Origin of the sequence: Mariniflexile gromovii (assembly GCF_017814435.1) — a bacterium.
Classification (GTDB): domain Bacteria; phylum Bacteroidota; class Bacteroidia; order Flavobacteriales; family Flavobacteriaceae; genus Mariniflexile; species Mariniflexile gromovii.
On sequence record NZ_JAGJCB010000030.1, the window covers coordinates 1 to 22,984 of the forward strand.

The window sequence follows — 22,984 nt, forward strand, 5'->3', positions numbered from 1 at the left end:
GAACAACCTGAAGCTTAAAAGAAATCGAATAATCTTTTTGAGTACGCTTTACATACCCACTGTTTTCTGGTGTTTTCATTACACTAAGGTTTGAGTGTATCGCTATTGCAGGACGGGACAATTTTAAATAATAAAAAGCCAGTTATTCATTTAGCTGGCTTTTTTATTTTTTTTGAGAGTATTCTTTTTTTCAGACAATCAGTTAGTTAGATATTTTAGGCTTTTAATTCTATAAATTTTAATAAAAATCATGTAAAGCACTTACCGTCTAGGTTACCGAGATTTGCTGTATAAATATTTAAAAAAAGAACATTATGAAAAAATTATTTTTAGTTATCGGAATCGCATTAATAGGATCAACTGCCATGTATGCGCAACAAACGGACATAGATATTACACCAAACAATTCTTGGTTGAAAGCTGGATTAACCGTTGGTGTTCCAGTAGGTGATGCTAGTGATTTTTCCTCATTTTCAGCTGGTGTAGATTTAAGAGGTCAGTATTTGTTCAATCCTAATTTTGCCATTGGTGTCGCTTCTGGTTATAGCCACTATTTTGGTAAAGATGGTTCGGATGATTTTGGTTTGGTGCCAGTAGCAGGTTTTGCCCGTTATTATTTTACGCCAAACGGGTTGTTTTTAGGTACCGATTTGGGGTATGGTTTATTAACCAATGTAGATAACAACGAGGGTGGTTTATACGTAAACCCACAAATTGGTTACCATAACCGCGATTGGAATATTTATGCCTTTTACCAAAATACCTTTGCAGAAAACGATATCGATTTGCAAAACGTAGGTGTAGGTGTAACTTACAATATTCGATTTAAATAATTAGGAAAAATTTTTATAAGGGTAAAAGGAGCATGTAAGTGCTCCTTTTTTTGTTTACTATTGTTTGGCAAGCCTAAACAAATTACATTTGCAAAACAAACAACACGTTACTTTAAATGAATACTATAACGAGTACCAATTTCAATTTCCCAAATCAAAAATCGGTTTATCACGGAAAAGTTAGAGAAGTTTATAACATAAACAACGAGCAGTTGGTTATGATTGCTACCGATCGTTTATCGGCTTTCGATGTGGTAATGCCAAAAGGAATTCCATACAAAGGGCAAATATTAAATCAAATAGCTACCAAAATGATGGCAGCTACCGAAGACTTGGTGCCCAATTGGTTAACAGCAACACCCGACCCAAACGTAGCAGTTGGGCATTTATGTGAACCTTTTAAGGTAGAAATGGTAATTCGTGGGTATATGAGTGGACATGCAGCACGCGAGTATAAAGCAGGAAAACGTATGCTTTGTGGTGTGGCCATGCCAGAAGGAATGAAAGAAAACGATAAGTTTCCAGAACCTATTATTACGCCAGCAACCAAAGCTGAAATGGGAGACCACGACGAAGATATTTCTCGAGAAGACATTTTAAAACGTGGTATTGTAAGCGAAGCAGATTATGTGGTATTGGAAGATTATACCCGTAAATTATTTAACCGAGGTACCGAAATAGCGGCAAGCCGTGGATTGATTTTGGTGGATACCAAATACGAATTTGGAAAAACCAAAGACGGTCAAATTGTGTTGATTGACGAAATACACACTCCGGACTCATCTCGTTATTTTTATGCGGATGGTTATGAAGACAGACAAGCAAAAGGCGAAGCACAAAAACAATTAAGTAAAGAGTTTGTACGCCAATGGCTTATTGCCAATAACTTTCAAGGTTTAAAAGGACAAACCGTACCTGTAATGAGTGATGCGTATATTGAAACCGTAAGCGAACGCTATATAGAACTTTACGAAAACATAACAGGCGAAACCTTTGTAAAAGGTGACGTAAGCGATATACAAAAGCGTATTGAGATTAATGTTTTGGAATATTTGAAGAAATAACATTTTTAAGTGCTTTTCAGTCATTTCGACGCAAGGAGAAATCGCATAATTTATATGCTGCCAAGTTTGATGTGATGTCTCAATCGTGCCTCATTTCGACATGACTAACAAAATATTACAAGCGAAACTTTTGTGAAAGGTCATGTAAGCGATATGCAAAAGCGTATTGAGACTAATGTTCTGGCTTATTTGAAAAAATAGTTTTTTGAATTTCGATGTCATTTCGACGCTAGGAGAAATCGCATAATTATTGGTTTTAATAATTCTATGCAATACCTTAATAGTATCCCTTTTTTAGATAAGTGCGTCTATGATTTTTTAATATATTTATCATATGCAGCATAATTACTTTGTTTACATAACAACCAATCAATATAGGACTACTTTATATATTGGTTTTACCAATAATATTCAAAATAGACTATCTCAACATTATTTTGATAATCAGAATGCTAAAAAATCATTTGCAGGTAAATATGCGTGCATTTATTTGGTTTATTATGAAATATTTGAATTCCCAAAACAAGGTATTGCGAGAGAAAAGCAGTTAAAAGGATGGAGACGCGAAAAGAAGAATAAGTTGATTTAAGATTTTAATCCTAAGTGGGAAAACTTGAATATGCAGATATTTTAATTTCTCAGTCATTTCGACGTTAGGAGAAATCACATAATTTATGTACTTCCAAATATTATGTGATGTCTCAATCGTGCCTCATTTCGACATGACAAACAAAACATTACAGGTGAAACTTTTGTGAAAGGTGACGTAAGCGATATACAAAAACATATTGAATGGAATGCTTTGGTTTATTTGAAGAACTGAACTTTTTTTAAACTTCCCAGTCATTTCGACGCGAGGAGAAATCGCATAATTTATGTGTTGCCAAGTATGATGTGATGTCTCAATCGTGCCTCATTTCGACATGACTAAGAAAACATTACAGGCGAAACCTTTGTAAAAGATGAAGTCAGTGATATACAAAAACGTTTTAAAGAGTTTAGGTTTTGTTAACGGCCTTTGTTTTTTTGTCTATTAAAGATATTAATTCTATTACTGATTCTACACTTGCATTTATCATGGTACTAGCATCTTTATGACTAATTGTAATCCCATCATTGAGTTTTTCATTTTTATATGCTGTACGTCTCAAATAATCCTCATCAATTATTCCTGCATTGTGTACAATCAAATGTCGAGTAATTTCAAGTTGTCTTATTTGTTTATCATTTAGAAAAGCTAATTCTGTTTTCTCTAAGTTAAGTAAATCTATATAAGCAGTTTTTATTCCACTGGCACTTGTGAAATCATATTTAGGGGCAAGAATATCTCCTAAATTATTCGATAAATCAAAATTGAATTTTGATAAAAGACTTATTGAAATCTGCTTTCCGTTAATTCCTTCAATATCATTTAAAAATCTGTTATTAGATTTTAATAAATTATTTATAAATTTTTGTGGTTGTTTGTTTAATACGTATTTCCAAAGGTCTTTTGAAAATGCTTCAAAAATTGTCCATGAATTTACAAGAGCATTTAACCCTAATATTCTATAAGCATTAACTAAAGGTGGGGTATTTTCCAACAATTTGTTTATTTCTTCTTCTGCTAATGCAGAGGACTGAGAACTACTTTCCTTTACTTTGTTTTCAAAGTGCTTTACAATTGCTTCAGCATATTTTTTCGGGTCTTTTTCCTTGTATCCATCTAACTTTTCAATTTCATTTAAACCTGTCGAATAAGGCAAGCACTTAAGCATACCTTGTTGGTATCCAACTGTCATAAACAAATATGGAATAGCTAGTGTGGTTATAATTTGATCCAAGGATAAGCAATAATTATCCATAAAGGGTTTTAAGCCTATATTTGATATATTGTCCCTAACAGCTTCAGCTTTTTTTATGTTAAATTTAACTTTGTCTATTCTCATTTCATTCAATTACACCTATAAGCGAAGTTAGTTTTTTAAAATAAGAAAACCAATATGTAATATTAGGTTTACAACAAAAAGTTATAAACATAAGCTATCATTCTAGAATTATTTCAGAATAGCATCTTCAATAATTTAGGAAGTTTTGTATAAGAATCTAAAACAAGTCCAGATTAACAAAAATGAGTTTTAGCGTCGTTTCTTCTTAACAATAACTTGTTTTGCTTTAATACGTACAAAAATGAGTTTATGGCGACTTTTAGGATTTTCGCGTTGTTCCAATTCAAAAATATCAATGGATTTTATTAAAGGCGTAAGCTTATCAAAACCAAAGTTTCTGGAATCGAAATTGGGTTGTTTTTTTTGTAGCAAGCTACCAACATCACCTAAAAACGCCCATCCATCATCGTCGGAAACATCGGCAATGGTGGTTTTAATAAGTTCGATGTCTTTTGGGGTCAGTTTGTCAACGTTGTCTTTGGTATCTTCAGCATCTTTATTTTCCCTATCGGCTTTGTTCTTTAAAATTTCAACATAAATAAACTTATCGCATGCCACAATAAACGGGTTGGGTGTCTTTTTTTCACCAATGCCAATTACCAACATGCCCGCTTCCCGAAGTCTAACTGCCAAACGTGTAAAATCGCTATCGCTGGATACCAAACAAAAACCATTTACTTTTCCCGAATAGAGCACATCCATCGCATCAATAATCATAGCGGAATCGGTAGCGTTTTTTCCAGTGGTGTAACCGTATTGCTGAATGGGCGTGATGGCGTTTTCAAGCAAAAGGTTTTTCCATTTGGAAAGGTGTGGTTTGGTCCAGTCGCCATAAATACGTTTGATGGTGGGATTGCCGTATTTGGCAATTTCTTCCATCATTTCCTTTACGTGTGCCGACGGGATATTGTCACCATCAATAAGTACTGCTAAATTTATATTTGTGTCCATAAAATTCTTATTCCATATCGTATTAAGGTTGTTTTGTTGCAAAAAAAACAACAACTTATACTGCATGAGCTAAGATAGGTATTAAATATAAATTTAGCTTGGTAAAACTAGTTTAGCTTAAAATTATAAAGCCATTTAAACAAATGTAATACCGTATTTGGCGCAAATGTTTGTTGCTTTTTCAAAATCTGGCGGCCCAGGGGGAAGTTCAGACAAGGTTTTGAACATATGTTCTATGCCTGCGGGAAATGCCGAGGTTATCATTTTTGCTTTTTCCGTTCCTACTACTTTCCAAGCATGAGGAACATTTTTTGGGGCAAAGGCAACATCGCCAGCTTCTAAAATAAATTTATTTCCATCTATCATAATTTCAACCTGTCCTTTTATAACTCTAAAAATTTCATCTTCTAGAGTATGGATGTGCGGTGGGATGCCCACCCCTGGTTCTACGTTATCTACCCATTCTACAATTTGGTTGCCAGTGTCGCTACCACTCAATTTGTGGGTTTGTATATCGCCAATAACATTTAAAATATGGCCATCTTTGTTTTTAATGATTTTTGGAATAGCCTTGTTTAAAAGTTCGGTTTTAGAAAGGTTTGTTTGGCTGTGGAAAAGTCCTGGAATTAAAGACATGCCTATGCCCATGCCTGATGCTTTTATAAATTGTTTACGGTCCATAATATGTTTTTTAGGCAAATTATAATTTAAAACATTAGGATGCCTTGTGTAAAACGGGGTAAGACCTTAGAATTTTAAAGGTTGGGAGGTTATCGTAACGCTGAAGGGGTTGTGCCAGTGTGTTTTTTAAAAAAATAGCTAAAATATTCTGGTGAAGCAAAACCCATTTCAAAACAGATTTCCTTAATGGATTTATTGGTGAATTTCAACTCGTGCCGTGATCTCATAATACGTTGTTCTGTTATGATTTGCATGGCATTTACGCCTAGAATTTCTTTAACACATTCGTTTAAATAACTGTTGGAGATGTTTAATAAGCGCGCATATTCACTTACTTCATGATATTCCGAAATTCGTTTATCAACCAGTTTTTTAAATTTATATACAATGTTTTTTTTGGTGTTGTTTTCACTAATAATGGATTTAATGTTGCATTGCCCATCGCAATACACAAAAAAGGTGTTTAATAATGAAATAATGGCATCGTCTTTATGTTTTAAATGGGAACCTATCAATTCATCAAGCATTTCTAAAATGGACTGGATTCTTTTTTCTATGCCAGGAGCTAAATTAATTTTCGGGATTTCATTTGATGCAAATAAAGCCACTTCGTTAATATGTAGTTGACTTAACAATGGATTGTCTAACACACGCTTTGGTAGATATAACACATAACCCGAAGAAGTGTTGGTGTTTTCTTTGATTATTTTCCATTGGATACTAGAATTTAAAAAGAAAATGGAATTGGAGATGTCTTTATAAATTACCTTATTAATCTCAATGAATGACACATCGTTTTTTATCCAACAAACCGCATAATAATCACCTTTTTTCTTTTTGGTAGTTTTGTTGATGATGGGCGCTATGTTTATGATGTTTTTTTGCATTAGCAACAGATGCTGATAGCCCAAATTTACAATTTTTAAACAAAAAAACAGACGTCATATTTAGTTTTTGAAGCGCTGACTATTGTGATTTTATTTTTTTCTTGGTTTGCTGGCTTTAGCCAATGGATTGAAAGCTAAACATAAATCGAGCCAATAGGATAGGTCTGCATCGGCATCAAAACCATCGGGCGTTACAAAAATATAACCTTTCATGGGTCTGCCCGTAAAATCCATAGGTAAGCAATTTGGTTTTTCCAGTGCTTCTTCATAAACAGCTTCACCCACACGTGCCATGAGTAAGTTGTCTCCAAATTTTTTATCGAAATGGATGCCACAAAGCATCTTGTTATCTACTTTAAAACATAAACCACCCATCATGTTGAGTTCTTCAAAAAAAATGTGTTTTTCTTTGAGTTGTTGACGTATTCTATCGGCTAAAAAAGCATCAAATGCCATGTGGTTTCCTTTTAAATAAATTAGCAATCTTTCTAGCTAAATTATAAACAAAGTGATTTGTTTTGGCGTAGTAAAACGATATAAGGCAAACAACAATAACAAACATAGCGGCACCAAAAATGGCTTCCCAAGGGCTTAAAGATTGGTTGTAGAATTTTTTTAATCCGTAGCCCGTAAAACTTCCGTAAAGAAGAATGAAATGTATCACATACATAGACAATGTTTTTTCACCTATTCTTGAAATAATGGATTGTTTTAAGTAGCGTTCAAACGTATAAAACAAACCAAAAAGGATTAAAACATTACCCATTCTTATAAATAGATAGTTAAAATCGGCACTTCTGTATAACAGTTCATAGCCTGTTACTTTATGAAGATAAAATAGAAAATCGGTGGAGTAATAAATTAAAAACAAGCCTACAATAAAAAATGTAGCGATGGTAAATTGTTTAAAACGACTGCGATGTGAGTGTCTAAAAAATACGGTTGATAAAAAAGCGCCACTTGCTGAATATCCAAACCATGGCAATATGGTGAATACAGAACCATTAACTTTGGTCATGTAATTGGCGAATATTAAAGGAACATCATCTATAACTAAATTTCTATATAGAGGCTCTGATACAAAGATGGCACAGGCAATACAAAAAAGTACTATGGAGAAAATATAGCTATGGTTTTTAAATATAGAATAAAGAATTACCAATAGTATAAGGGATAAACCAATACATTGTAACACGTCTATTACTAAGAAGTACGGACTGAAATACCCCGTAAACCAGCTCACCAAATTTACACGTAAACTATAACCAATACCCAATAGTAAAAGCCCTCTAAATATGCCTTTTTTCATTCGTTTCCTATCGTCGCCTTTGGCATTGGCGCGCAATAACAAATACGTAAAAACTAACCCGGAAATAGTAAAAAAAGTAGGTGCCGTTATACCTCTAAAATACGACCATACATTATAAGCAGGGTATATGGGATTTCTATAAAGAGGATCTAATAGGGTATCAATAAAATGCCCTTGTAGCATCATTAAAATGGCAAATGCGCGAACGGCATCAATAAAATATAAGCGATTAGTTTGCAATCTTAAATTCGGTTTGATTAGGGTAAATATACTTCTAATAATTAAAACTAAGTAAACCTTCTATAATATTTATAAAATTATATTAAGATATTTTTAACAGAAAATGCAACGCTTTGAAAATCTGATACATTCCGTTTAAATTAATAATTGTAGTGGGGTTGGGTTTTTAAACCCCTTCAGATTAAAGCGGAAATTGTATTCAGATTTACTTAGTAAATATTATATTAGCACTTTGTCCTAATTCAATTTTTCAGTTAAAAATTAAATATTTGAATAATTTTTTTAGAAAAAAAATGAAGAATTCTGATAAAACGTACACTTATTTTGATACCTATCTATTCATTGAGCACGTACACATGAAAAAAGATTAAATTTAAAATTACAGCCAACTAATAAAATAAACCATGACTAAAAACAACGCAAAAGCCTATTGGAAAGAAAATATCCGATACCTCTTTATACTATTAACTATATGGTTTGTGGTATCGTATGGAGCGGGTATTTTATTTAAAGATGCCTTAAATAATATAAAAATGGGGGGCTTTAAATTGGGCTTTTGGTTTGCGCAACAAGGTTCTATTTATGTGTTTGTAGTACTCATATTCGTATACGTTCGCCTTATGAACAAACTGGATAAAAAATACGGATATGATGAATAGTTTATTTTTAGCATCTGGTTTAGGAGTACAAAATTGGACTTACATTATAGTCGGACTTACATTCGCACTTTATATAGGAATTGCCATTTGGTCTAGAGCGGGCTCCACCAAAGAGTTTTACGTTGCAGGAGGTGGTGTATCGCCGTTGGCCAACGGTATGGCAACTGCAGCCGATTGGATGAGTGCAGCATCATTTATTTCCATGGCAGGCATTATTTCTTTTGCAGGGTACGATGGTGCGGTCTATTTAATGGGATGGACCGGTGGTTACGTATTGCTAGCCTTACTATTAGCGCCTTATTTACGGAAATTCGGAAAGTTTACCGTTCCCGATTTTATAGGGGATAGATATTATTCCAACTCTGCCCGTATGGTGGGGGTTTTTTGCGCCCTTTTAGTTTCGTTTACTTATGTGGCAGGACAAATGCGTGGGGTAGGTTTGGTTTTTTCACGGTTTTTGGAAGTTGATATCAATACCGGGGTTATTATTGGTATGATAATCGTGTTGTTTTATGCCGTTCTTGGAGGTATGAAAGGGATCACCTATACACAAGTAGCACAATATTGCGTGCTGATTTTTGCTTTTATGGTACCTGCTATTTTTATATCCATTCAAATGACGGGGAACCCCATTCCGCAATTGGGTTTTGGTAGTACCTTGGTAGATGGTTCTGGAACCTATTTATTAGATAAATTAGATGGTTTAAGTACCGATTTAGGTTTTGCTGAATACACTGAAGGTTCAAAATCTATGATAGATGTATTCGCCATAACGTTAGCATTAATGGTTGGTACGGCAGGTTTACCGCATGTTATTGTGCGCTTTTTTACAGTAAAACGTGTGAAAGATGCCCGTAAATCGGCAGGTTTAGCTTTGTTGTTAATCGCTATTTTATACACAGCAGCACCAGCGGTCTCTGTTTTTGCAAGAACGAATTTAATTGAAACCGTTTCGAATCAACCGTATGCCACCATGCCAGAGTGGTTTAAAAAATGGGAAACCACAGGGTTGATTGTGTTTGATGATAAGAATAACGACGGACACATTCAATATCTAGCCGATGCTACTAAAAACGAACTGATGGTAGATAACGATATCATGGTGCTTGCCAACCCAGAAATTGCAAATTTACCCGATTGGGTTATTGCTTTGGTAGCAGCAGGAGCATTGGCCGCGGCACTATCTACCGCAGCAGGATTGTTGTTGGTTATTTCATCATCAGTATCTCACGATTTAATTAAGAAGATGATCAACCCAAACATTTCAGAAAAAGGCGAATTAATTGCAGCACGTTTATCAGCTGTAGTAGCCGTTTGTGTGGCGGGTTATTTTGGTATCAATCCACCAGGTTTTGTGGCAGCAACCGTGGCTTTGGCCTTTGGTTTAGCAGCAGCATCCTTTTTTCCAGCCATTATTTTAGGGATCTTTTATAAGAAGATGAATAAAGAAGGCGCTATTGCTGGTATGGTTGTGGGTATTTCATCTATGTTATTTTACATGCTTAAATTTAAGTTCGATTGGTTTGGTGGCGGAGGAAAAGCAGATTGGTGGTTCGGAATTTCACCCGAAGGTTTTGGTACTATCGCAATGATTCTTAATTTTATAGTATCTATTCTCATTATGAAATTTACACCCGAACCGCCACAAGACGTACAGGATATAGTTGAAAATATACGTATACCTAGTGGTGCTGGTGAAGCTACTGGACATTAATTAATGAAAATGAATAGTTAATAATTAGTTGTTGTTTTTAATATTTGAATGAAAAGTATTTCGGTAATCTTAATTTTACTTCTAGTCGGTTATTCATCAAATGCTCAACATACGACTAGGTTTCTAGAAATTGTAAAAAATTTAGAGCAAGTTAGTTGTGAAACAGACACTACATTTTATAAAAACGGTAAAGTGTATTGGACAACTTGTTGGACGACTTACGAGTATAATTCTGAAAATTACTCATGTAAAATAGGGAGCATGGTTCAATATTATAAAAACGGAATGATTGCAAACGAATACAGTTTGGATAATTATGGTAATATAAAATCTATAAAGGGATTTGACCGAAAAGGGAATAAAACTTTTGAAAGTTTAGCTATCGAAATCGATTCTAAAGCAAAATCTTTAGACGAGTTTTTTGAATCACTAGACCACATGAATTTTAAAACATGGACTTCTATGTACCGGTGCTCAAGTAATCTAGGAGTATCTTATTTATATAAAGAAGGTTTGTGGATTAATGGAAAAAAAAATGGTGTTTGGACAACTTATCATGAAAACGGAGACATAAAAAAAGAAAAAATATTTTAGAAAACGACGTAGGTTTATTAACAAATCAACGCATCAACAGATAAACACATCAACATAATAAAAAATGAGTAATTACCACATAAAGCATTTAGAAGAATACTATCAAGTTTATAGAAAATCTATCAGAGAACCTGAAAATTTTTGGGAAGAAGTTGCCGAAGAGCATTTTGTATGGCGCAAAAAATGGGACAATGTATTAAGTTGGGATTTTACCAAACCCGAAGTAAAATGGTTTGAAGGTGCGAAATTGAACATTACCGAAAACTGCATCGATAGGCATTTGGCAACACGTGGTGATAAAACAGCTATTTTGTTTGAACCCAATAATCCCGATGAACCTTCGGAACATATTACGTATAGCCAATTGCACAAACGGGTTAACCAGTTTGCCAATGTACTTAAAGCACAAGGCATTCAAAAAGGAGACCGCGTGTGTATTTATGTGCCTATGATTCCGGAACTTGCTATTTCAGTGTTAGCATGTGCCCGTATTGGAGCCATTCATTCGGTGGTGTTTGCTGGATTTTCGGCAACAGCTTTAGCCACCCGTATTAACGATAGCGACTGTAAAATGGTTATTACGGCCGATGGATCGTATCGAGGTGCTAAATCCATCGATTTAAAAGGTATTGTAGACGAAGCTCTGGAACAATGCCCATGTGTAAAAAGTGTATTGGTAGCAAAACGCACCCATTCTGAAATTATGATGAAAGAAGGTCGTGACTTATGGTTGCAACCACTTTTGGACGCTGCTTCAACAGATTGTAAAGCCGAAATAATGGATGCTGAAGATCCTTTGTTCATATTGTATACTTCAGGTTCCACAGGAATGCCAAAAGGCATGGTACACACCACGGCTGGTTATATGGTATATACCGCTTATACGTTTAAAAATGCCTTTCAATATCGTGAAAATGACGTGTATTGGTGTACTGCCGATATTGGTTGGATTACCGGGCATAGTTATATTGTTTACGGGCCATTAGCAAATGGGGCAACAACCGTTATGTTTGAAGGCGTGCCTAGTTATCCAGATTTTGGTCGTTTTTGGCAAATAGTAGAAAAGCATAAGGTAACCCAATTTTATACAGCACCAACCGCCATTCGTGCGTTGGCAAAACAAGGTGTAGAGTTGGTTGAAAAATTCGATTTGTCATCCTTAAAAGTATTGGGAAGTGTGGGTGAACCAATCAACGAAGAAGCATGGCATTGGTACAACGATGTGGTAGGTAAAAACAAAAGTCCGATTATAGATTCCTGGTGGCAAACCGAAACTGGAGGTATTATGATAACTCCTATTCCGTACGTAACACCAACCAAACCAACCTACGCCACCTTACCATTTATAGGCGTACAACCAGCATTAATGGATGAACTTGGTAATGAACTTAAAGGCAATCAAGTAGAAGGGCGTTTGTGTATTAAATTCCCGTGGCCATCTATAGCACGTACCATTTGGGGAAATCATGAACGCTATAGAGAAACCTATTTTTCGGCCTACGAAAATAAATATTTCACAGGTGATGGTGCCTTGCGCGATGAAGTGGGATATTACCGTATTACGGGTAGGGTAGATGATGTTATTATTGTATCGGGTCATAATTTAGGAACAGCTCCTATTGAAGATGCTATTAACGAACATCCAGCAGTAGCGGAGTCTGCCATTGTAGGTTTCCCTCATGATATTAAAGGGAGTGCTTTATACGGCTACGTAACGCTTAAAGATACGGGCGAATCTAGAAACCATGATAATTTACGAAAAGAAATCAATCAACTTATTTCCGATAAAATAGGCCCTATTGCTAAACTGGATAAAATACAGTTTACACAAGGTTTACCAAAAACACGTTCAGGAAAAATTATGCGTCGTATTTTACGTAAAATTGCAAGTAAGGATACCTCGAATTTAGGAGACACAAGTACGCTATTGAATCCAGAGGTGGTACAGGATATTATGGATAATGCGTTATAAATAAAGTAAATAACTGACAATCATCAATGGGTGATTGTCAGTTATTTTTGCAACAAATAGCCCCAATTTAAATGTTTGCGTTTATCTAATCGGGATACTATTTTTAAAAATATTAAGGCAGTAATTAAGGCATCGCCTGTAGCCGTATGTCTATCTACTGTGGGAACGTTCAGTTCTTTTGCTAAATCGTCCAATGAGTAGTGCTTATCTTTTTCCCTATAGATAAGGTGAATTGATTTTTTGTACAATACACCAGTATCAATAAACTTATTTTTTAGCTTCCCCAAACCATGTCTTAATAGCATTTCGTTAACCATACATCTATCAAAATTGGCATGGTGCGCAATTAAAACATCATTTTTAATATAATCCAAAAAGACTTTTATGGCTTCTAATTCCGATATTTTTTCTTGAGAACCTGTTTTCATGAGTCCATGAATTTTAACGGTTTCGGGTTTAAAAACATCTTGTTCTAAATACAATTCTAAACTATGGTTTACCTGAATGGTTTTTCCAATAAATGATACGGCACCAATGGATAAAATACGGTCTTCTTTTTTATCAAAGCCTGTGGTTTCGGTATCAAAAGCTATAAAGCGTGTGTTTGCAATGGGAGTATCTTTACTCTGTTTTTGTTTGAACAATTCCAAGTATTCGTTCCAGAAATCTGGAAACACTTGCTTTTTCTTAAATAAACAATCAAAATTCATTTTGTTACACAAAGTTTTTTAAATCGAACCTTATTTTTAAGCTTTCCTGAATTTCCTGTATAGGTTTAAAGCAACGTTTTAGCTTTAGTTTTTCTTCTTTATTAAGGGTTTCCAGTTTAATAAACTTACCAGAATTGTTATGGAGCAATCCCTGTTTGGTTTTGAATTTTAACAAGGCTTTGAATGCATACGAACACGATTGATACAGCTCTTTGTTGTTGGGGTCTAATTCTGCTAACTTTTCAAAACGTTCGTAGGTGCTATTTATGCCCTTTATATTCTTACTTAAAGTAAGCAATCTGCCAGCATCTATAAGGGGCATCATCGCTTTGCTTTTTATATTGAAAAGGTCTTTTTGTTCGCCGTTTTCTTCAACCAAAAACTGTTTAAAAAAACCAAGCGGCGGTGGGTTTTTAAGCGCATCTCTTCCTAAAAATTTAAAAAACAAAGATGTTTTACTTAATGATTCATAAATAGAATCGGATAATTCATCAATGAGTTTGCTTTCACCATAAACAGCACTATAATCAAAAAATATAGATGATAATAAAATGGCTTTTTCATCGGGGTTTAAAATCCAATTCTCAAATTGCAGTTTCCATTTTGTAATGGATTGACACCATGCTACATTGCTAGCCATCATATGGGCTTCGCAATATTCAAAACCTATTTTGTTTAATGATTTTGTAACCAATTTTGCCAGTTCTAAAAAATAGGCTTGGGTTTCTTCGTATTTGTCATTTTCAACATCTTCAAAAACAATAGCGTTGTCTTGGTCTGTAAAAAGCAATTGTTCTTTTCTGCCTTGACTTCCAATAGACATCCAGGTAAAAGCAACGGGAGGAGGCGATGGCATTTTTTTTAAAGCAATTTCTATGGCACGAACCGTAACGGCATCATTAATTTGAGAAATGATTTTAACGATGTGTGAAATAGGGATGTTCTGCTCCAAATAGCTTTTTAAGAGTGTGTTGGCTTTGAGTCTGGCTGTTCTAAGTTTTTTTGTGCGTTTGGCGCGTTTTATCTCTTTTAAAATTACGGACGGGTTGTTACCTAAAGTCACTAAAACGTCGTGGTGGGTTAACACGCCTACAAGCTTAGAGTTTACCGTGCCGTCTTTGGTAATGCACAAATGACCAATATTGTGTTTTATCATTTGAAGTTGCCCATCGGCTACCGTTAAGTCTTTTTTATTGGTGAAAACAGGCGAACTCATAATATTGGTAACTGGCGTTTCTATGGGGAATAAACCAGTGGCAATTTTATTTTTTATGTCGCTATTGGTAATGATGCCAACAGGTTTTATATCATCATCTACAACAACAATACATCCAATTTTATGTGTACTCATTTTAATGGCAGCATCTTTTAATGAGGACTTAAAACTACATGTAATGGGATTTTTAGAGTAATTTGCTGTTTGAAAACTAACAATGTCTTGCGAGGTGCTTGGTAAGTAATCGGCAAATATTTTACCGGTTTCCTCGGCCGTATAGGGGTCGTAGGCATTGGTAGCAAACGCCGTGATTAAAAATTTATAAACACTAGGGTTATCATTGGTAACCTTTTGAAAAGTGTCTATAGGAATGCCATATACAATAGATTCTTCGTTAGCGGTTGCGGTAAGTTTGTAATCTTCTTTGGCAATAAGCGGTCGTACGCCAAAAATATCGCCAGCATCACTAATGTTTACAATTTCTTGTACGTTGTTATTGTTTGTATGAAATGAGGTAATGGCGCCATTTCTTACCATGTAGAAATATTCGTTAAAGGCATCCCCTTTTTTAAACAAGGTATCTCCTTTTTCTAAATAAATAATGGAGACTTGTTTTGAAATCTCCAATAAATCATCAGCTTTTAAAATATTAAAGGGTGGATAATTTTTTAGAAAATCATAAACACGTTCTGCAATAGAATTTTTCATTTACTTAGAGTTCAATTTTATGGACATTAATTCTCGCAAAGACGCAAAGACGCAAAGCTAAGCTTAAAAATTACCAAATAACTCAAAAACTAAATAACTGATTCTTTTCCGCCATCAGTCATCAGTCACCAGTCATTTTTTTAAATCATTTTAAAATCTAAAAGCAATTCACCTTCAACATAGCCTTGTAAATGGTCGCCTTTATGTATTTCGCCAGTACCAGCTGCGGGAGTTCCTGTAAAAATAAGGTCACCTGGTTCTAAAGTCATGTATTTAGATGTGAATGAAATAATATCGCTAAAAGTGTAGATCATTAACGAAGTATTTCCCACTTGTTTTTCTTCACCATTAATTACCAAACGAAAATTAATATCATCCAATTTTGGGAAATTAGAAACCGGTTTAAAGTTTGAAATAGGAGCAGCACCATCAAAGCCTTTACCTAAATCCCACGGACCTTTGGTTTCTCTACAGGCATTAAAAACATCTTTAGCCGTATAATCGATACCAACGCCAATTTCCGAAATGTACGAAGCAGCATCTTCTAAACTAATGTCTTTTCCTTTTTTACCTATTTTAATAACCAATTCAATTTCATAGTTTAATTGATTGGTAAAACTTGGGTAAACCACATCTTTGTTGTCTCGTACAAGACTAGATTCTGGCTTAGAAAATATAATTTGATTTCCTGTTTTATTGCCACTTATTTCTTCTTTGTTACTTACATAGTTTTTGCCTATAGCCAGAATTTTCATAATATTTTAATTTAGTTTAAAAATTTAGATTGTAAATTTAGTGAAATATGAGGTTTAAAATTAAAAGAAATTTAACTTCTTTATGCTCTGTACTGCTGAAGTTTTTCCGTATCTTCATAAACACTAATCCAACATTTGAAATCATGAAAAAAATTAATGCGTATGCCTCAAAGGAAGCTGGTGCTAAACTAGAGAAGTTTCAGTACGATTTACCAGATATCGGTAAAGAAGAAGTAGATATTAAAGTACTCTATTGCGGTATTTGTCATTCTGATTTAAGCATGATTAATAACGATTGGGGCATGAGCCAATTTCCGTTAGTACCCGGACATGAAATTGTTGGCGAAGTTTCAGCCTTAGGAAGCGATGTAAAAGGTTTGAAAATTGGCGATAAAGTAGGGATGGGCTGGAGTTCTGGCGCTTGTATGCACTGTAACCAATGTTTGGATGGGAAACAGCATTTATGTGGCAGTTCAGAAGCTACTATTGTGGGGCGTCATGGTGGTTTTGCAGATGCAGTGCGTGGGCATTGGTCCTGGGTGATTCCATTGCCAAAAGGTTTAGATATCGCAAAAGCAGGCCCTTTATTTTGTGGAGGTATTACGGTTTTTAACCCCATTGTGCTGTCTGGTGTACGGCCTACCGATAAAGTAGGGGTGATAGGTGTTGGTGGACTTGGGCATATGGCCATTAAGTTTTTAAAAGCTTGGGGTTGCGAGGTTACGGCTTTTAGTTCAAACCCTAATAAAAAAGAAGAGATTCTAAAAATGGGCGCACACCATGTGGTCGATTCAACAAAACCAGAAGCTTTAGAAAGTATTGCGGGCACATTGGATTTTATTTTGAATACCACCAACGTAACGCTCGATTGGAATTCTTTTTTAACTACATTGGCACCACAAGGTAAATTGCATACGGTTGGAGCAGTGTTAGAGCCTATGGCCATACCTGCGTTTAGTTTGATTATGGGAGAAAAAACAGTTGGAGGTAGCCCCATAGGAAGTATTGCATTAACTAAAAAAATGTTGGAATTTTGTGTAAGGCACGATATATACCCAACGGTTGAAGAATTTAAAATGGAAGATGTTAATAAGGCTATAAAGCACTTGGAAGACGGCAAAGCCCGATTTAGAATTGTACTAAAAGCTTAAAAATTGTTTAATTTAATTTATTTATTATGGCAAAATCACACGACGCTAAGAAAACGGTTAAAAAAGAGCCCCTTTTAACACCAAAAGAAAAGAAAGCAGCAAAACTTGCTAAAAAAGCAAAACGCGATTAAAGGTTTATAACATTTATGACACTAAGAGGCTGTCTAAAAAGTGTAGTTCTAAGTCATATTGAGCTTGTGGAAATATTTCAAAATACTGATAATCAATATCGGTTTCGACAAGCTCAACCTGACACATAAAACTTAATACACTTTTTTAGATAGCCTCTTTTATTTAAAACCAAATTAGTAGAATACACCATTTAGAATGGTTAATTTTACCATTCATTTCTATTATAAGTTATTTTATAATGCAACACCTAAGAACACATTCAAAAAACACAGATAAATCAAAACCCAGAGTTACCATGGCGCAAGCCTTTAAAACCATTATTTGGCCAAGGCGTAATCTGGTTTTCATTGGGTTGATTTTAATAGTGATTAAAAGTATATCAGGTTTAATTTTACCTTGGCAAAGTAAAGTATTGTTGGACGAGGTAATCCCCAACAAAGATTTTTCACAACTTTATACCTTAATAGCTATTGTACTAACAGCTATTTTGGTACAAGCGGTAACCTCCTTTTTATTAACAAGGGTATTAAGCGTACAGGCACAGTATTTAATAAGTGAATTGCGCGCACAGGTTCAAAAAAAGGTATTATCGTTGCCCATAAGTTTTTTTGATAATACTAAATCGGGCGCCCTGGTATCGCGTATTATGAGTGATGTTGAAGGGGTAAGAAACTTAATTGGTACCGGTTTGGTGCAAATGGTTGGTGGCAGTTTTACAGCTATTGTTTCATTGGTTATTTTAATAAAATTAAATCCGTGGATGACACTTTTTGTATTCGTACCACTTTCAATTTTTGGATATATTGCATTAAGGGCCTTTAAATACATTCGACCCATTTTTAGAACCAGAGGAAAAATTAATGCCGAAGTTACCGGTCGCTTAACTGAAACTTTAGCAGGTGTGCGTGTTATTAAAGCTTTTAATGCGGAGGAACAAGAACAAATTGTGTTCGAAAAGGGCGTTGATAAACTATACCAAAACGTAAAAAAGAGTTTAACAGCCACGGCGTTAATGACAAGTTCTTCAACTTTTCTAATAGGCGTTGCCACCACAGGTATTATGGGCATGGGTGGTTATTATATGATTATTGGTGAAATGACTACGGGCGATTTTCTGTTCTTCACCTTAATTCTTGGTTTTATGATTGCACCCATTGTACAAATGAGTAATATTGGAAGCCAACTTACTGAAGCTTTAGCAGGTTTAGATAGAACTGAGGAATTAATGAACATGACAGCAGAAGAAGATAATAACCAGCGCACCATTCACTTAAAAGACTTAAAAGGCGAAATTACTTTTAAAAACGTGTCGTTTTCTTATGAGGAAGGTAAAGAAGTGCTGCATAACATCAATTTTACAGCGCCAGCAGGTTCTGTAACAGCACTTGTAGGAAGCTCGGGATCTGGAAAATCAACCATGGCAGGTTTATCGGCCACCTTTTTAACCCCAAAATCGGGGATGGTAACTATTGATAATCAAGATTTATCAAAAGTAAAATTAAGTACCTACCGCAAATATTTAGGTGTGGTTTTACAAGATGAATTTTTATTTGAAGGTACTATACGTGAAAATATTCTATTCCCAAGACCCAATGCTACTGAAAGCGAATTACAAAATGCTGTAAAAGCTGCTTATGTAAACGAGTTTACCGACCGTTTTGATAATGGTTTAGATACTTTGATTGGTGAACGCGGAGTGAAATTATCAGGCGGACAGCGACAACGTTTGGCCATTGCTCGTGCTATTCTTGCTAACCCAAAAATTATTATCTTAGATGAGGCAACTTCGAGTTTAGATACAGAAAGTGAAGCCTTAATTCAGAAAAGTTTATCAGAGTTAATAAAAGATCGAACCACCATCGTAATTGCGCACCGTTTGAGTACTATAAAAAAAGCTGATCAAATTTTAGTAATTGAAGCTGGAAATATAGTTGAAAGAGGCAACCATGATGAATTGATTGCTTTACAGGGTAGATATTACGATTTATACACGTATCAAGCGAAAATTTAAAAAGGCTATTATGAAAATTTCAGAACTACATACCACAGAATACCATACGTATTACGGTAATTATTTGGCATTAGTGCCTAAAGACCTATCGCTAATAGAGGGGTTTAAGGAAAGTTCTCAAAATATTATTGACTTCTTTCAAAACATTCCTGCTATTAAGTTGAATTATGCTTATGCTAATGAAAAATGGAGCGTGAAGGAAGTTTTTCAACACCTCATTGACACCGAACGTGTATTTCAATACCGTTGTTTCTGTATTGCAAGACAGGATAAAACATCATTACCTGGGTTTGAGCAAAACGATTATATTTTACCTTCAAACGCAAAAAATAAAAGCTTGGAATTGTTAATGGAAGAATTTAAAACGGTTCGACAAAGTTTTATTGCCTTGCTTAATTCTTTAAGTGATGAAGATTTAAAATGTATAGGGATGGCCAATGGCAATGCCATGTCTGCCAGAGCCGCAGCGTTTATTATTTTAGGGCATTACCAATGGCATATAGATATTATTAAAGAAAGGTATTTGTAATTAGGTTCTATATTAACTAGCTAAAGCTAAGGCTGTTTTTCGTTTTAAGGTAACAAAAACCAAAACAGATAAAACACCAAAAACAGAAAACCCAATAAACAGCGGTAAAACAGATGTTTTAACATACCCACCTATAAAATTAGCAATAGGAACTGCCATAACTGTAGAAATAAAACCGTTTAATGCAGCTCCAATACCAGCTATATGGCCTAAAGGTTGCATAGCCAAAGCTCGTAAGTTTCCAAATATAAAGCCTACTGCAAAAAATTGTAAACCAAAAAAACTGATTAAAATATAAATACTTGGGTTGTTTCCAGACCAAAATAAAACTACATATAAAATGGAAACCACACTATAGGCAATGGTTGCCATATAACCCAGTTTAAACATACCAAACCTTACAACCAAGGCACTATTTAAATAGGTAGAAAGCCCAATGGAAATGGCTAAACTCGCAAATATATACGGGAACATATCAGACAAATGGTATTGGTCCACAAAGATTTGTTGAGAAGTACTTAAATAAACCATAAACGAGCCCGTAATAAAACCAGAAACCAATGTGTAAGAGATGGCCTCAGGGTATTTAAAGAATTCTTTAATGCCATTTGTGAATAGATGCGACGTAAAATTCACGCGTTTTTCTTTTTGAAGGGTTTCGGGTTGGCGTAACCAAAACCAAGTCATGATCATTATTCCAAATGCTAAATTGAAATAAAATATAGATTGCCAATTAAAAAACTGAAGAAAAAAGGTGCCTAATGTAGGAGCTATTACAGGTACTAAAATAAAGAACATGACAACAATGGATACTATTTTTGCCATATAATCACCACTGTACGAATCTCTTACCATAGAAATGCTTAAACTTCTGGGAGAAGATAAACCAATACCTTGAAACACTCTCCCAATAAGCATCACTTCAAAGTTATCAGTAGTTACACAAACAATACTGGCAACTATAAAAACTAAAAATCCAAAAAACACAATGGGCTTTCTTCCAAAGCTATCAGATAAAGGCCCAAAAATAAGTTGTCCAAACCCCAAGCCTAAAAAAATCATGGTAATAAGCAATTGGTTATCGCTAGGGTTTGTAATATGTAATGAACTACCAATAACTGGTAAAGCTGGTAATAAAGCATCGATGGAGAGGGCTACTATAGACATTAAAGAAGCCATTAACGCTACAAATTCAAATTTAAATGTTTGTGCTTTTTGCATGTGGCAAAAGTACCTCTATTAAATAAGTTAAAAGTTAATTTAGATTAATAAACCCGCGATATATTGTTAAATTTGTATTAAAACCTTTTTGTAAATGAACTTCGACCCCTTATTAAAATACATAAACAATTATATAGATTTAACCGATGATGAGATTGCTTTTTTAAAATCCAAACTCATAATTAGAAAATATTTAAAAGGACAATATATTGTACAACAAGGTGATATATGTAAATATGAATGTTTTGTATTGAAGGGCTGTACCAAAACCTTTTATGTAGATAAAGAAGGGCAGGAGCATATTCTTATGTTTTCAATTGAAGATTGGTGGACCTCTGATATGGGCAGCTTCATCACGCAAACCCCGGCCGATTTTAATGTGCAATGTTTGGAAAATTCAGAATTGGTCATGTTTTCCTATGATATTATTGAAGATTTATACAGAGAAATCCCAAAACTAGAGCGTTTTTTTAGACAAATTATAGAACGTGCTTTTGTAGCATCGCAAAAACGTATTGTTAGAAGTTTTAGTCTTTCGGCCAAAGAACAATACCTTTATTTTAGAGACCAATATCCTCTTATAGAGCAGCGTATCCCTCAGTATATGATTGCATCTTACCTTGGTATTACTAAAGAATTTCTTAGTAAAATTAAAAGCCAGCTAATTTTGGAACAATAAATGTTAAACTAGATTAACATCATTTGATAATCTATGTCATTTTCTATAGCGTACATATTTTAGATATTTGTACCAGTAATTTATTATGAATACTTTAATAGAAAAAATAAGCGCTGTAAATGATTTAATCCTTCAAGGTAAGGGGTTGGAAGCTTTTGAGACTTATTATCATGATGACGTTATAATGCAAGAAAATGATAACGAAGTATTTATAGGTAAAGAAGTAAACAGAAAACGCGAAGAAGCCTTTTTTGCTGCTATAACGGAATTTAGATGTGCAAAACCCTTAAAAGTAACCGTGGGCGAAAAAACAACCATGGTAGAATGGCAGTTTGATTATACTCATAAAGACTTGGGTTGTAAAAACTATACTCAAGTAGCTGTTCAAGAGTGGCAAGACGGAAAAATTATAAAAGAAAAATTTTATCACGGATCATAAACAAAAACAAAACAATAACAAGATGAAAAAAACAATTAAAAATTTAGCAATCGTAGCTTTAGTAGCATTTACAACATTTTCTTTCACAACAAAAGCGGGAGAGAAAAAAGAAATTAAAACAGACAAAAGTAAAGTAGTTTGGAAAGGTTACAAAGTAACAGGTTCACACGAAGGTACTGTTGCTATCCAATCAGGCTCTTTAACATTTGATAATAATAAATTAGTAGGTGGTGAGTTTGTAATGGATATGAACAGCATCGGTTCTACCGATTTAGAAGGTACCATGAAAGGGAAATTAGATGGACACTTAAAATCGGACGATTTCTTTGGTGTTGAAAAACATCCAACAGCAAAATTAGTATTCACTAAAGTAACGGCTTCAGGTAAAAATGCATACACTGTTACTGGCGATTTAACCATAAAAGGAAAAACAAATCCAGCAACGTTTACCATTTCTATTTACGGAAACAAAGCAACAGCATCATTAAAAGTTGATAGAACATTATACGATGTACGTTACGGATCAACAAGCTTTTTTGATGGGTTGAAAGATAAAGCTATTTACGATGAATTTGACTTAGTAGCAGATTTAGAGTTTTAA

Annotated in this window: 23 protein-coding genes; 13 read left to right on the top strand and 10 right to left on the bottom strand. The window is 34.5% G+C overall.

Annotation, left to right across the window (positions count from 1 at the left end):
* Window positions 1-314: 314 nt before the first annotated feature.
* The 3 genes from J8H85_RS18055 (at window position 315) to J8H85_RS18065 (ending at window position 2,486) form a co-directional block, all read left to right on the top strand.
* Window positions 315-833, top strand: a complete 519-nt coding sequence (locus J8H85_RS18055) for a hypothetical protein (protein WP_209656998.1) — start codon at window positions 315-317, stop codon at window positions 831-833.
* Window positions 834-949: 116 nt separating this feature from the next.
* Window positions 950-1,897 (top strand): phosphoribosylaminoimidazolesuccinocarboxamide synthase, encoded by a 948-nt coding sequence (locus tag J8H85_RS18060; RefSeq protein ID WP_209656999.1) that lies wholly within the window; start codon window positions 950-952, stop codon window positions 1,895-1,897.
* 334 nt (window positions 1,898-2,231) lie between these two features.
* Window positions 2,232-2,486, top strand: coding sequence for a GIY-YIG nuclease family protein (locus tag J8H85_RS18065; protein WP_209657001.1), 255 nt, complete (start codon window positions 2,232-2,234; stop codon window positions 2,484-2,486).
* A gap of 409 nt (window positions 2,487-2,895) precedes the next feature.
* On the opposite strand, the gene J8H85_RS18070 is transcribed toward J8H85_RS18065, so the two are convergent.
* The 6 genes from J8H85_RS18070 to J8H85_RS18095 all read right to left on the bottom strand — a co-directional run bounded on the left by J8H85_RS18070 (window position 2,896) and on the right by J8H85_RS18095 (window position 7,893).
* Window positions 2,896-3,825, bottom strand: coding sequence for a hypothetical protein (locus tag J8H85_RS18070; RefSeq protein ID WP_209657003.1), 930 nt, complete (start codon window positions 3,823-3,825; stop codon window positions 2,896-2,898).
* A gap of 189 nt (window positions 3,826-4,014) precedes the next feature.
* Window positions 4,015-4,776 carry an NYN domain-containing protein gene (locus tag J8H85_RS18075; protein WP_209657005.1) on the bottom strand — a complete coding sequence of 254 codons (762 nt, stop codon included), beginning with the start codon at window positions 4,774-4,776 and terminating at the stop codon, window positions 4,015-4,017.
* A 135-nt stretch (window positions 4,777-4,911) separates the two neighbouring features.
* Window positions 4,912-5,457: a cupin domain-containing protein gene (locus tag J8H85_RS18080; RefSeq protein WP_209657007.1), complete on the bottom strand. Its 546-nt coding sequence runs from the start codon at window positions 5,455-5,457 to the stop codon at window positions 4,912-4,914.
* Between the two features lie 89 nt (window positions 5,458-5,546).
* Window positions 5,547-6,344 (bottom strand): helix-turn-helix domain-containing protein, encoded by a 798-nt coding sequence (locus J8H85_RS18085; protein WP_209657008.1) that lies wholly within the window; start codon window positions 6,342-6,344, stop codon window positions 5,547-5,549.
* A gap of 90 nt (window positions 6,345-6,434) precedes the next feature.
* Complete coding sequence (locus J8H85_RS18090) at window positions 6,435-6,800, bottom strand: TfoX/Sxy family protein (protein ID WP_209657011.1); 366 nt, start codon at window positions 6,798-6,800, stop codon at window positions 6,435-6,437.
* Window positions 6,790-7,893, bottom strand: coding sequence for a heparan-alpha-glucosaminide N-acetyltransferase domain-containing protein (locus J8H85_RS18095; RefSeq protein ID WP_209657013.1), 1,104 nt, complete (start codon window positions 7,891-7,893; stop codon window positions 6,790-6,792). The genes J8H85_RS18090 and J8H85_RS18095 overlap by 11 nt, the downstream gene beginning before the upstream one ends.
* A gap of 404 nt (window positions 7,894-8,297) precedes the next feature.
* On the opposite strand from J8H85_RS18095, the gene J8H85_RS18100 reads away from it, so the two are divergent.
* The 4 genes from J8H85_RS18100 to acs all read left to right on the top strand — a co-directional run bounded on the left by J8H85_RS18100 (window position 8,298) and on the right by acs (window position 12,832).
* Window positions 8,298-8,552 (top strand): DUF4212 domain-containing protein, encoded by a 255-nt coding sequence (locus tag J8H85_RS18100; protein ID WP_209657015.1) that lies wholly within the window; start codon window positions 8,298-8,300, stop codon window positions 8,550-8,552.
* Window positions 8,542-10,266, top strand: a complete 1,725-nt coding sequence (locus tag J8H85_RS18105; RefSeq protein ID WP_209657017.1) for a sodium:solute symporter family protein — start codon at window positions 8,542-8,544, stop codon at window positions 10,264-10,266. Before J8H85_RS18100 ends, J8H85_RS18105 begins: the two co-directional genes overlap by 11 nt.
* 48 nt (window positions 10,267-10,314) lie before the next feature.
* Window positions 10,315-10,860: a hypothetical protein gene (locus tag J8H85_RS18110; RefSeq protein ID WP_209657018.1), complete on the top strand. Its 546-nt coding sequence runs from the start codon at window positions 10,315-10,317 to the stop codon at window positions 10,858-10,860.
* Between the two features lie 64 nt (window positions 10,861-10,924).
* Entirely contained in the window at window positions 10,925-12,832 is a 1,908-nt protein-coding gene (gene acs / locus J8H85_RS18115; RefSeq protein WP_209657020.1) for an acetate--CoA ligase, read from the top strand.
* Window positions 12,833-12,873: 41 nt separating this feature from the next.
* Here the strand turns inward: acs and J8H85_RS18120 are convergent, their stop codons facing one another.
* From J8H85_RS18120 to J8H85_RS18130, 3 genes are all read right to left on the bottom strand, one after another.
* Window positions 12,874-13,542: a 3'-5' exonuclease gene (locus J8H85_RS18120; protein WP_209657022.1), complete on the bottom strand. Its 669-nt coding sequence runs from the start codon at window positions 13,540-13,542 to the stop codon at window positions 12,874-12,876.
* A gap of 4 nt (window positions 13,543-13,546) precedes the next feature.
* Window positions 13,547-15,466: a DUF294 nucleotidyltransferase-like domain-containing protein gene (locus J8H85_RS18125; protein WP_209657024.1), complete on the bottom strand. Its 1,920-nt coding sequence runs from the start codon at window positions 15,464-15,466 to the stop codon at window positions 13,547-13,549.
* A 140-nt stretch (window positions 15,467-15,606) separates the two neighbouring features.
* Complete coding sequence (locus J8H85_RS18130; RefSeq protein WP_209657026.1) at window positions 15,607-16,221, bottom strand: fumarylacetoacetate hydrolase family protein; 615 nt, start codon at window positions 16,219-16,221, stop codon at window positions 15,607-15,609.
* 143 nt (window positions 16,222-16,364) lie between these two features.
* Between J8H85_RS18130 and ahr the strand changes: the two genes are divergently transcribed.
* The 3 genes from ahr (at window position 16,365) to J8H85_RS18145 (ending at window position 20,044) form a co-directional block, all read left to right on the top strand.
* Complete coding sequence (gene ahr, locus J8H85_RS18135; RefSeq protein WP_209657028.1) at window positions 16,365-17,372, top strand: NADPH-dependent aldehyde reductase Ahr; 1,008 nt, start codon at window positions 16,365-16,367, stop codon at window positions 17,370-17,372.
* Window positions 17,373-17,742: 370 nt separating this feature from the next.
* Window positions 17,743-19,515, top strand: a complete 1,773-nt coding sequence (locus J8H85_RS18140; protein ID WP_209657030.1) for an ABC transporter ATP-binding protein — start codon at window positions 17,743-17,745, stop codon at window positions 19,513-19,515.
* Between the two features lie 10 nt (window positions 19,516-19,525).
* Window positions 19,526-20,044, top strand: coding sequence for a DinB family protein (locus J8H85_RS18145; RefSeq protein WP_209657032.1), 519 nt, complete (start codon window positions 19,526-19,528; stop codon window positions 20,042-20,044).
* A 12-nt stretch (window positions 20,045-20,056) separates the two neighbouring features.
* Here the strand turns inward: J8H85_RS18145 and J8H85_RS18150 are convergent, their stop codons facing one another.
* Entirely contained in the window at window positions 20,057-21,265 is a 1,209-nt protein-coding gene (locus J8H85_RS18150) for a multidrug effflux MFS transporter (protein WP_209657034.1), read from the bottom strand.
* A 94-nt stretch (window positions 21,266-21,359) separates the two neighbouring features.
* Between J8H85_RS18150 and J8H85_RS18155 the strand changes: the two genes are divergently transcribed.
* The 3 genes from J8H85_RS18155 to J8H85_RS18165 all read left to right on the top strand — a co-directional run bounded on the left by J8H85_RS18155 (window position 21,360) and on the right by J8H85_RS18165 (window position 22,984).
* Entirely contained in the window at window positions 21,360-21,944 is a 585-nt protein-coding gene (locus J8H85_RS18155; RefSeq protein ID WP_209657036.1) for a Crp/Fnr family transcriptional regulator, read from the top strand.
* 85 nt (window positions 21,945-22,029) lie between these two features.
* Entirely contained in the window at window positions 22,030-22,383 is a 354-nt protein-coding gene (locus J8H85_RS18160) for a nuclear transport factor 2 family protein (protein ID WP_209657038.1), read from the top strand.
* Window positions 22,384-22,405: 22 nt separating this feature from the next.
* A complete protein-coding gene (locus tag J8H85_RS18165; RefSeq protein ID WP_209657040.1) occupies window positions 22,406-22,984 on the top strand; it encodes a YceI family protein in 579 nt (192 codons plus the stop codon).

Bases quoted from the DNA above. Each gene is read 5' to 3' on its own strand.
- J8H85_RS18060 (WP_209656999.1), top strand. From the start codon at position 950: ATGAATACTATAACGAGTACCAATTTCAATTTCCCAAATCAAAAATCG.
- J8H85_RS18070 (WP_209657003.1), bottom strand. From the start codon at position 3,825: ATGAGAATAGACAAAGTTAAATTTAACATAAAAAAAGCTGAAGCTGTT.
- J8H85_RS18055 (WP_209656998.1), top strand. From the start codon at position 315: ATGAAAAAATTATTTTTAGTTATCGGAATCGCATTAATAGGATCAACT.
- J8H85_RS18150 (WP_209657034.1), bottom strand. From the start codon at position 21,265: ATGCAAAAAGCACAAACATTTAAATTTGAATTTGTAGCGTTAATGGCT.
- J8H85_RS18080 (WP_209657007.1), bottom strand. From the start codon at position 5,457: ATGGACCGTAAACAATTTATAAAAGCATCAGGCATGGGCATAGGCATG.
- J8H85_RS18130 (WP_209657026.1), bottom strand. From the start codon at position 16,221: ATGAAAATTCTGGCTATAGGCAAAAACTATGTAAGTAACAAAGAAGAA.
- J8H85_RS18125 (WP_209657024.1), bottom strand. From the start codon at position 15,466: ATGAAAAATTCTATTGCAGAACGTGTTTATGATTTTCTAAAAAATTAT.
- J8H85_RS18105 (WP_209657017.1), top strand. From the start codon at position 8,542: ATGATGAATAGTTTATTTTTAGCATCTGGTTTAGGAGTACAAAATTGG.
- J8H85_RS18120 (WP_209657022.1), bottom strand. From the start codon at position 13,542: ATGAATTTTGATTGTTTATTTAAGAAAAAGCAAGTGTTTCCAGATTTC.
- J8H85_RS18085 (WP_209657008.1), bottom strand. From the start codon at position 6,344: ATGCAAAAAAACATCATAAACATAGCGCCCATCATCAACAAAACTACC.
- J8H85_RS18110 (WP_209657018.1), top strand. From the start codon at position 10,315: ATGAAAAGTATTTCGGTAATCTTAATTTTACTTCTAGTCGGTTATTCA.
- J8H85_RS18075 (WP_209657005.1), bottom strand. From the start codon at position 4,776: ATGGACACAAATATAAATTTAGCAGTACTTATTGATGGTGACAATATC.
- J8H85_RS18090 (WP_209657011.1), bottom strand. From the start codon at position 6,800: ATGGCATTTGATGCTTTTTTAGCCGATAGAATACGTCAACAACTCAAA.
- ahr (WP_209657028.1), top strand. From the start codon at position 16,365: ATGAAAAAAATTAATGCGTATGCCTCAAAGGAAGCTGGTGCTAAACTA.
- J8H85_RS18160 (WP_209657038.1), top strand. From the start codon at position 22,030: ATGAATACTTTAATAGAAAAAATAAGCGCTGTAAATGATTTAATCCTT.
- J8H85_RS18140 (WP_209657030.1), top strand. From the start codon at position 17,743: ATGCAACACCTAAGAACACATTCAAAAAACACAGATAAATCAAAACCC.
- J8H85_RS18100 (WP_209657015.1), top strand. From the start codon at position 8,298: ATGACTAAAAACAACGCAAAAGCCTATTGGAAAGAAAATATCCGATAC.
- J8H85_RS18155 (WP_209657036.1), top strand. From the start codon at position 21,360: ATGAACTTCGACCCCTTATTAAAATACATAAACAATTATATAGATTTA.
- acs (WP_209657020.1), top strand. From the start codon at position 10,925: ATGAGTAATTACCACATAAAGCATTTAGAAGAATACTATCAAGTTTAT.
- J8H85_RS18145 (WP_209657032.1), top strand. From the start codon at position 19,526: ATGAAAATTTCAGAACTACATACCACAGAATACCATACGTATTACGGT.
- J8H85_RS18065 (WP_209657001.1), top strand. From the start codon at position 2,232: ATGCAGCATAATTACTTTGTTTACATAACAACCAATCAATATAGGACT.
- J8H85_RS18165 (WP_209657040.1), top strand. From the start codon at position 22,406: ATGAAAAAAACAATTAAAAATTTAGCAATCGTAGCTTTAGTAGCATTT.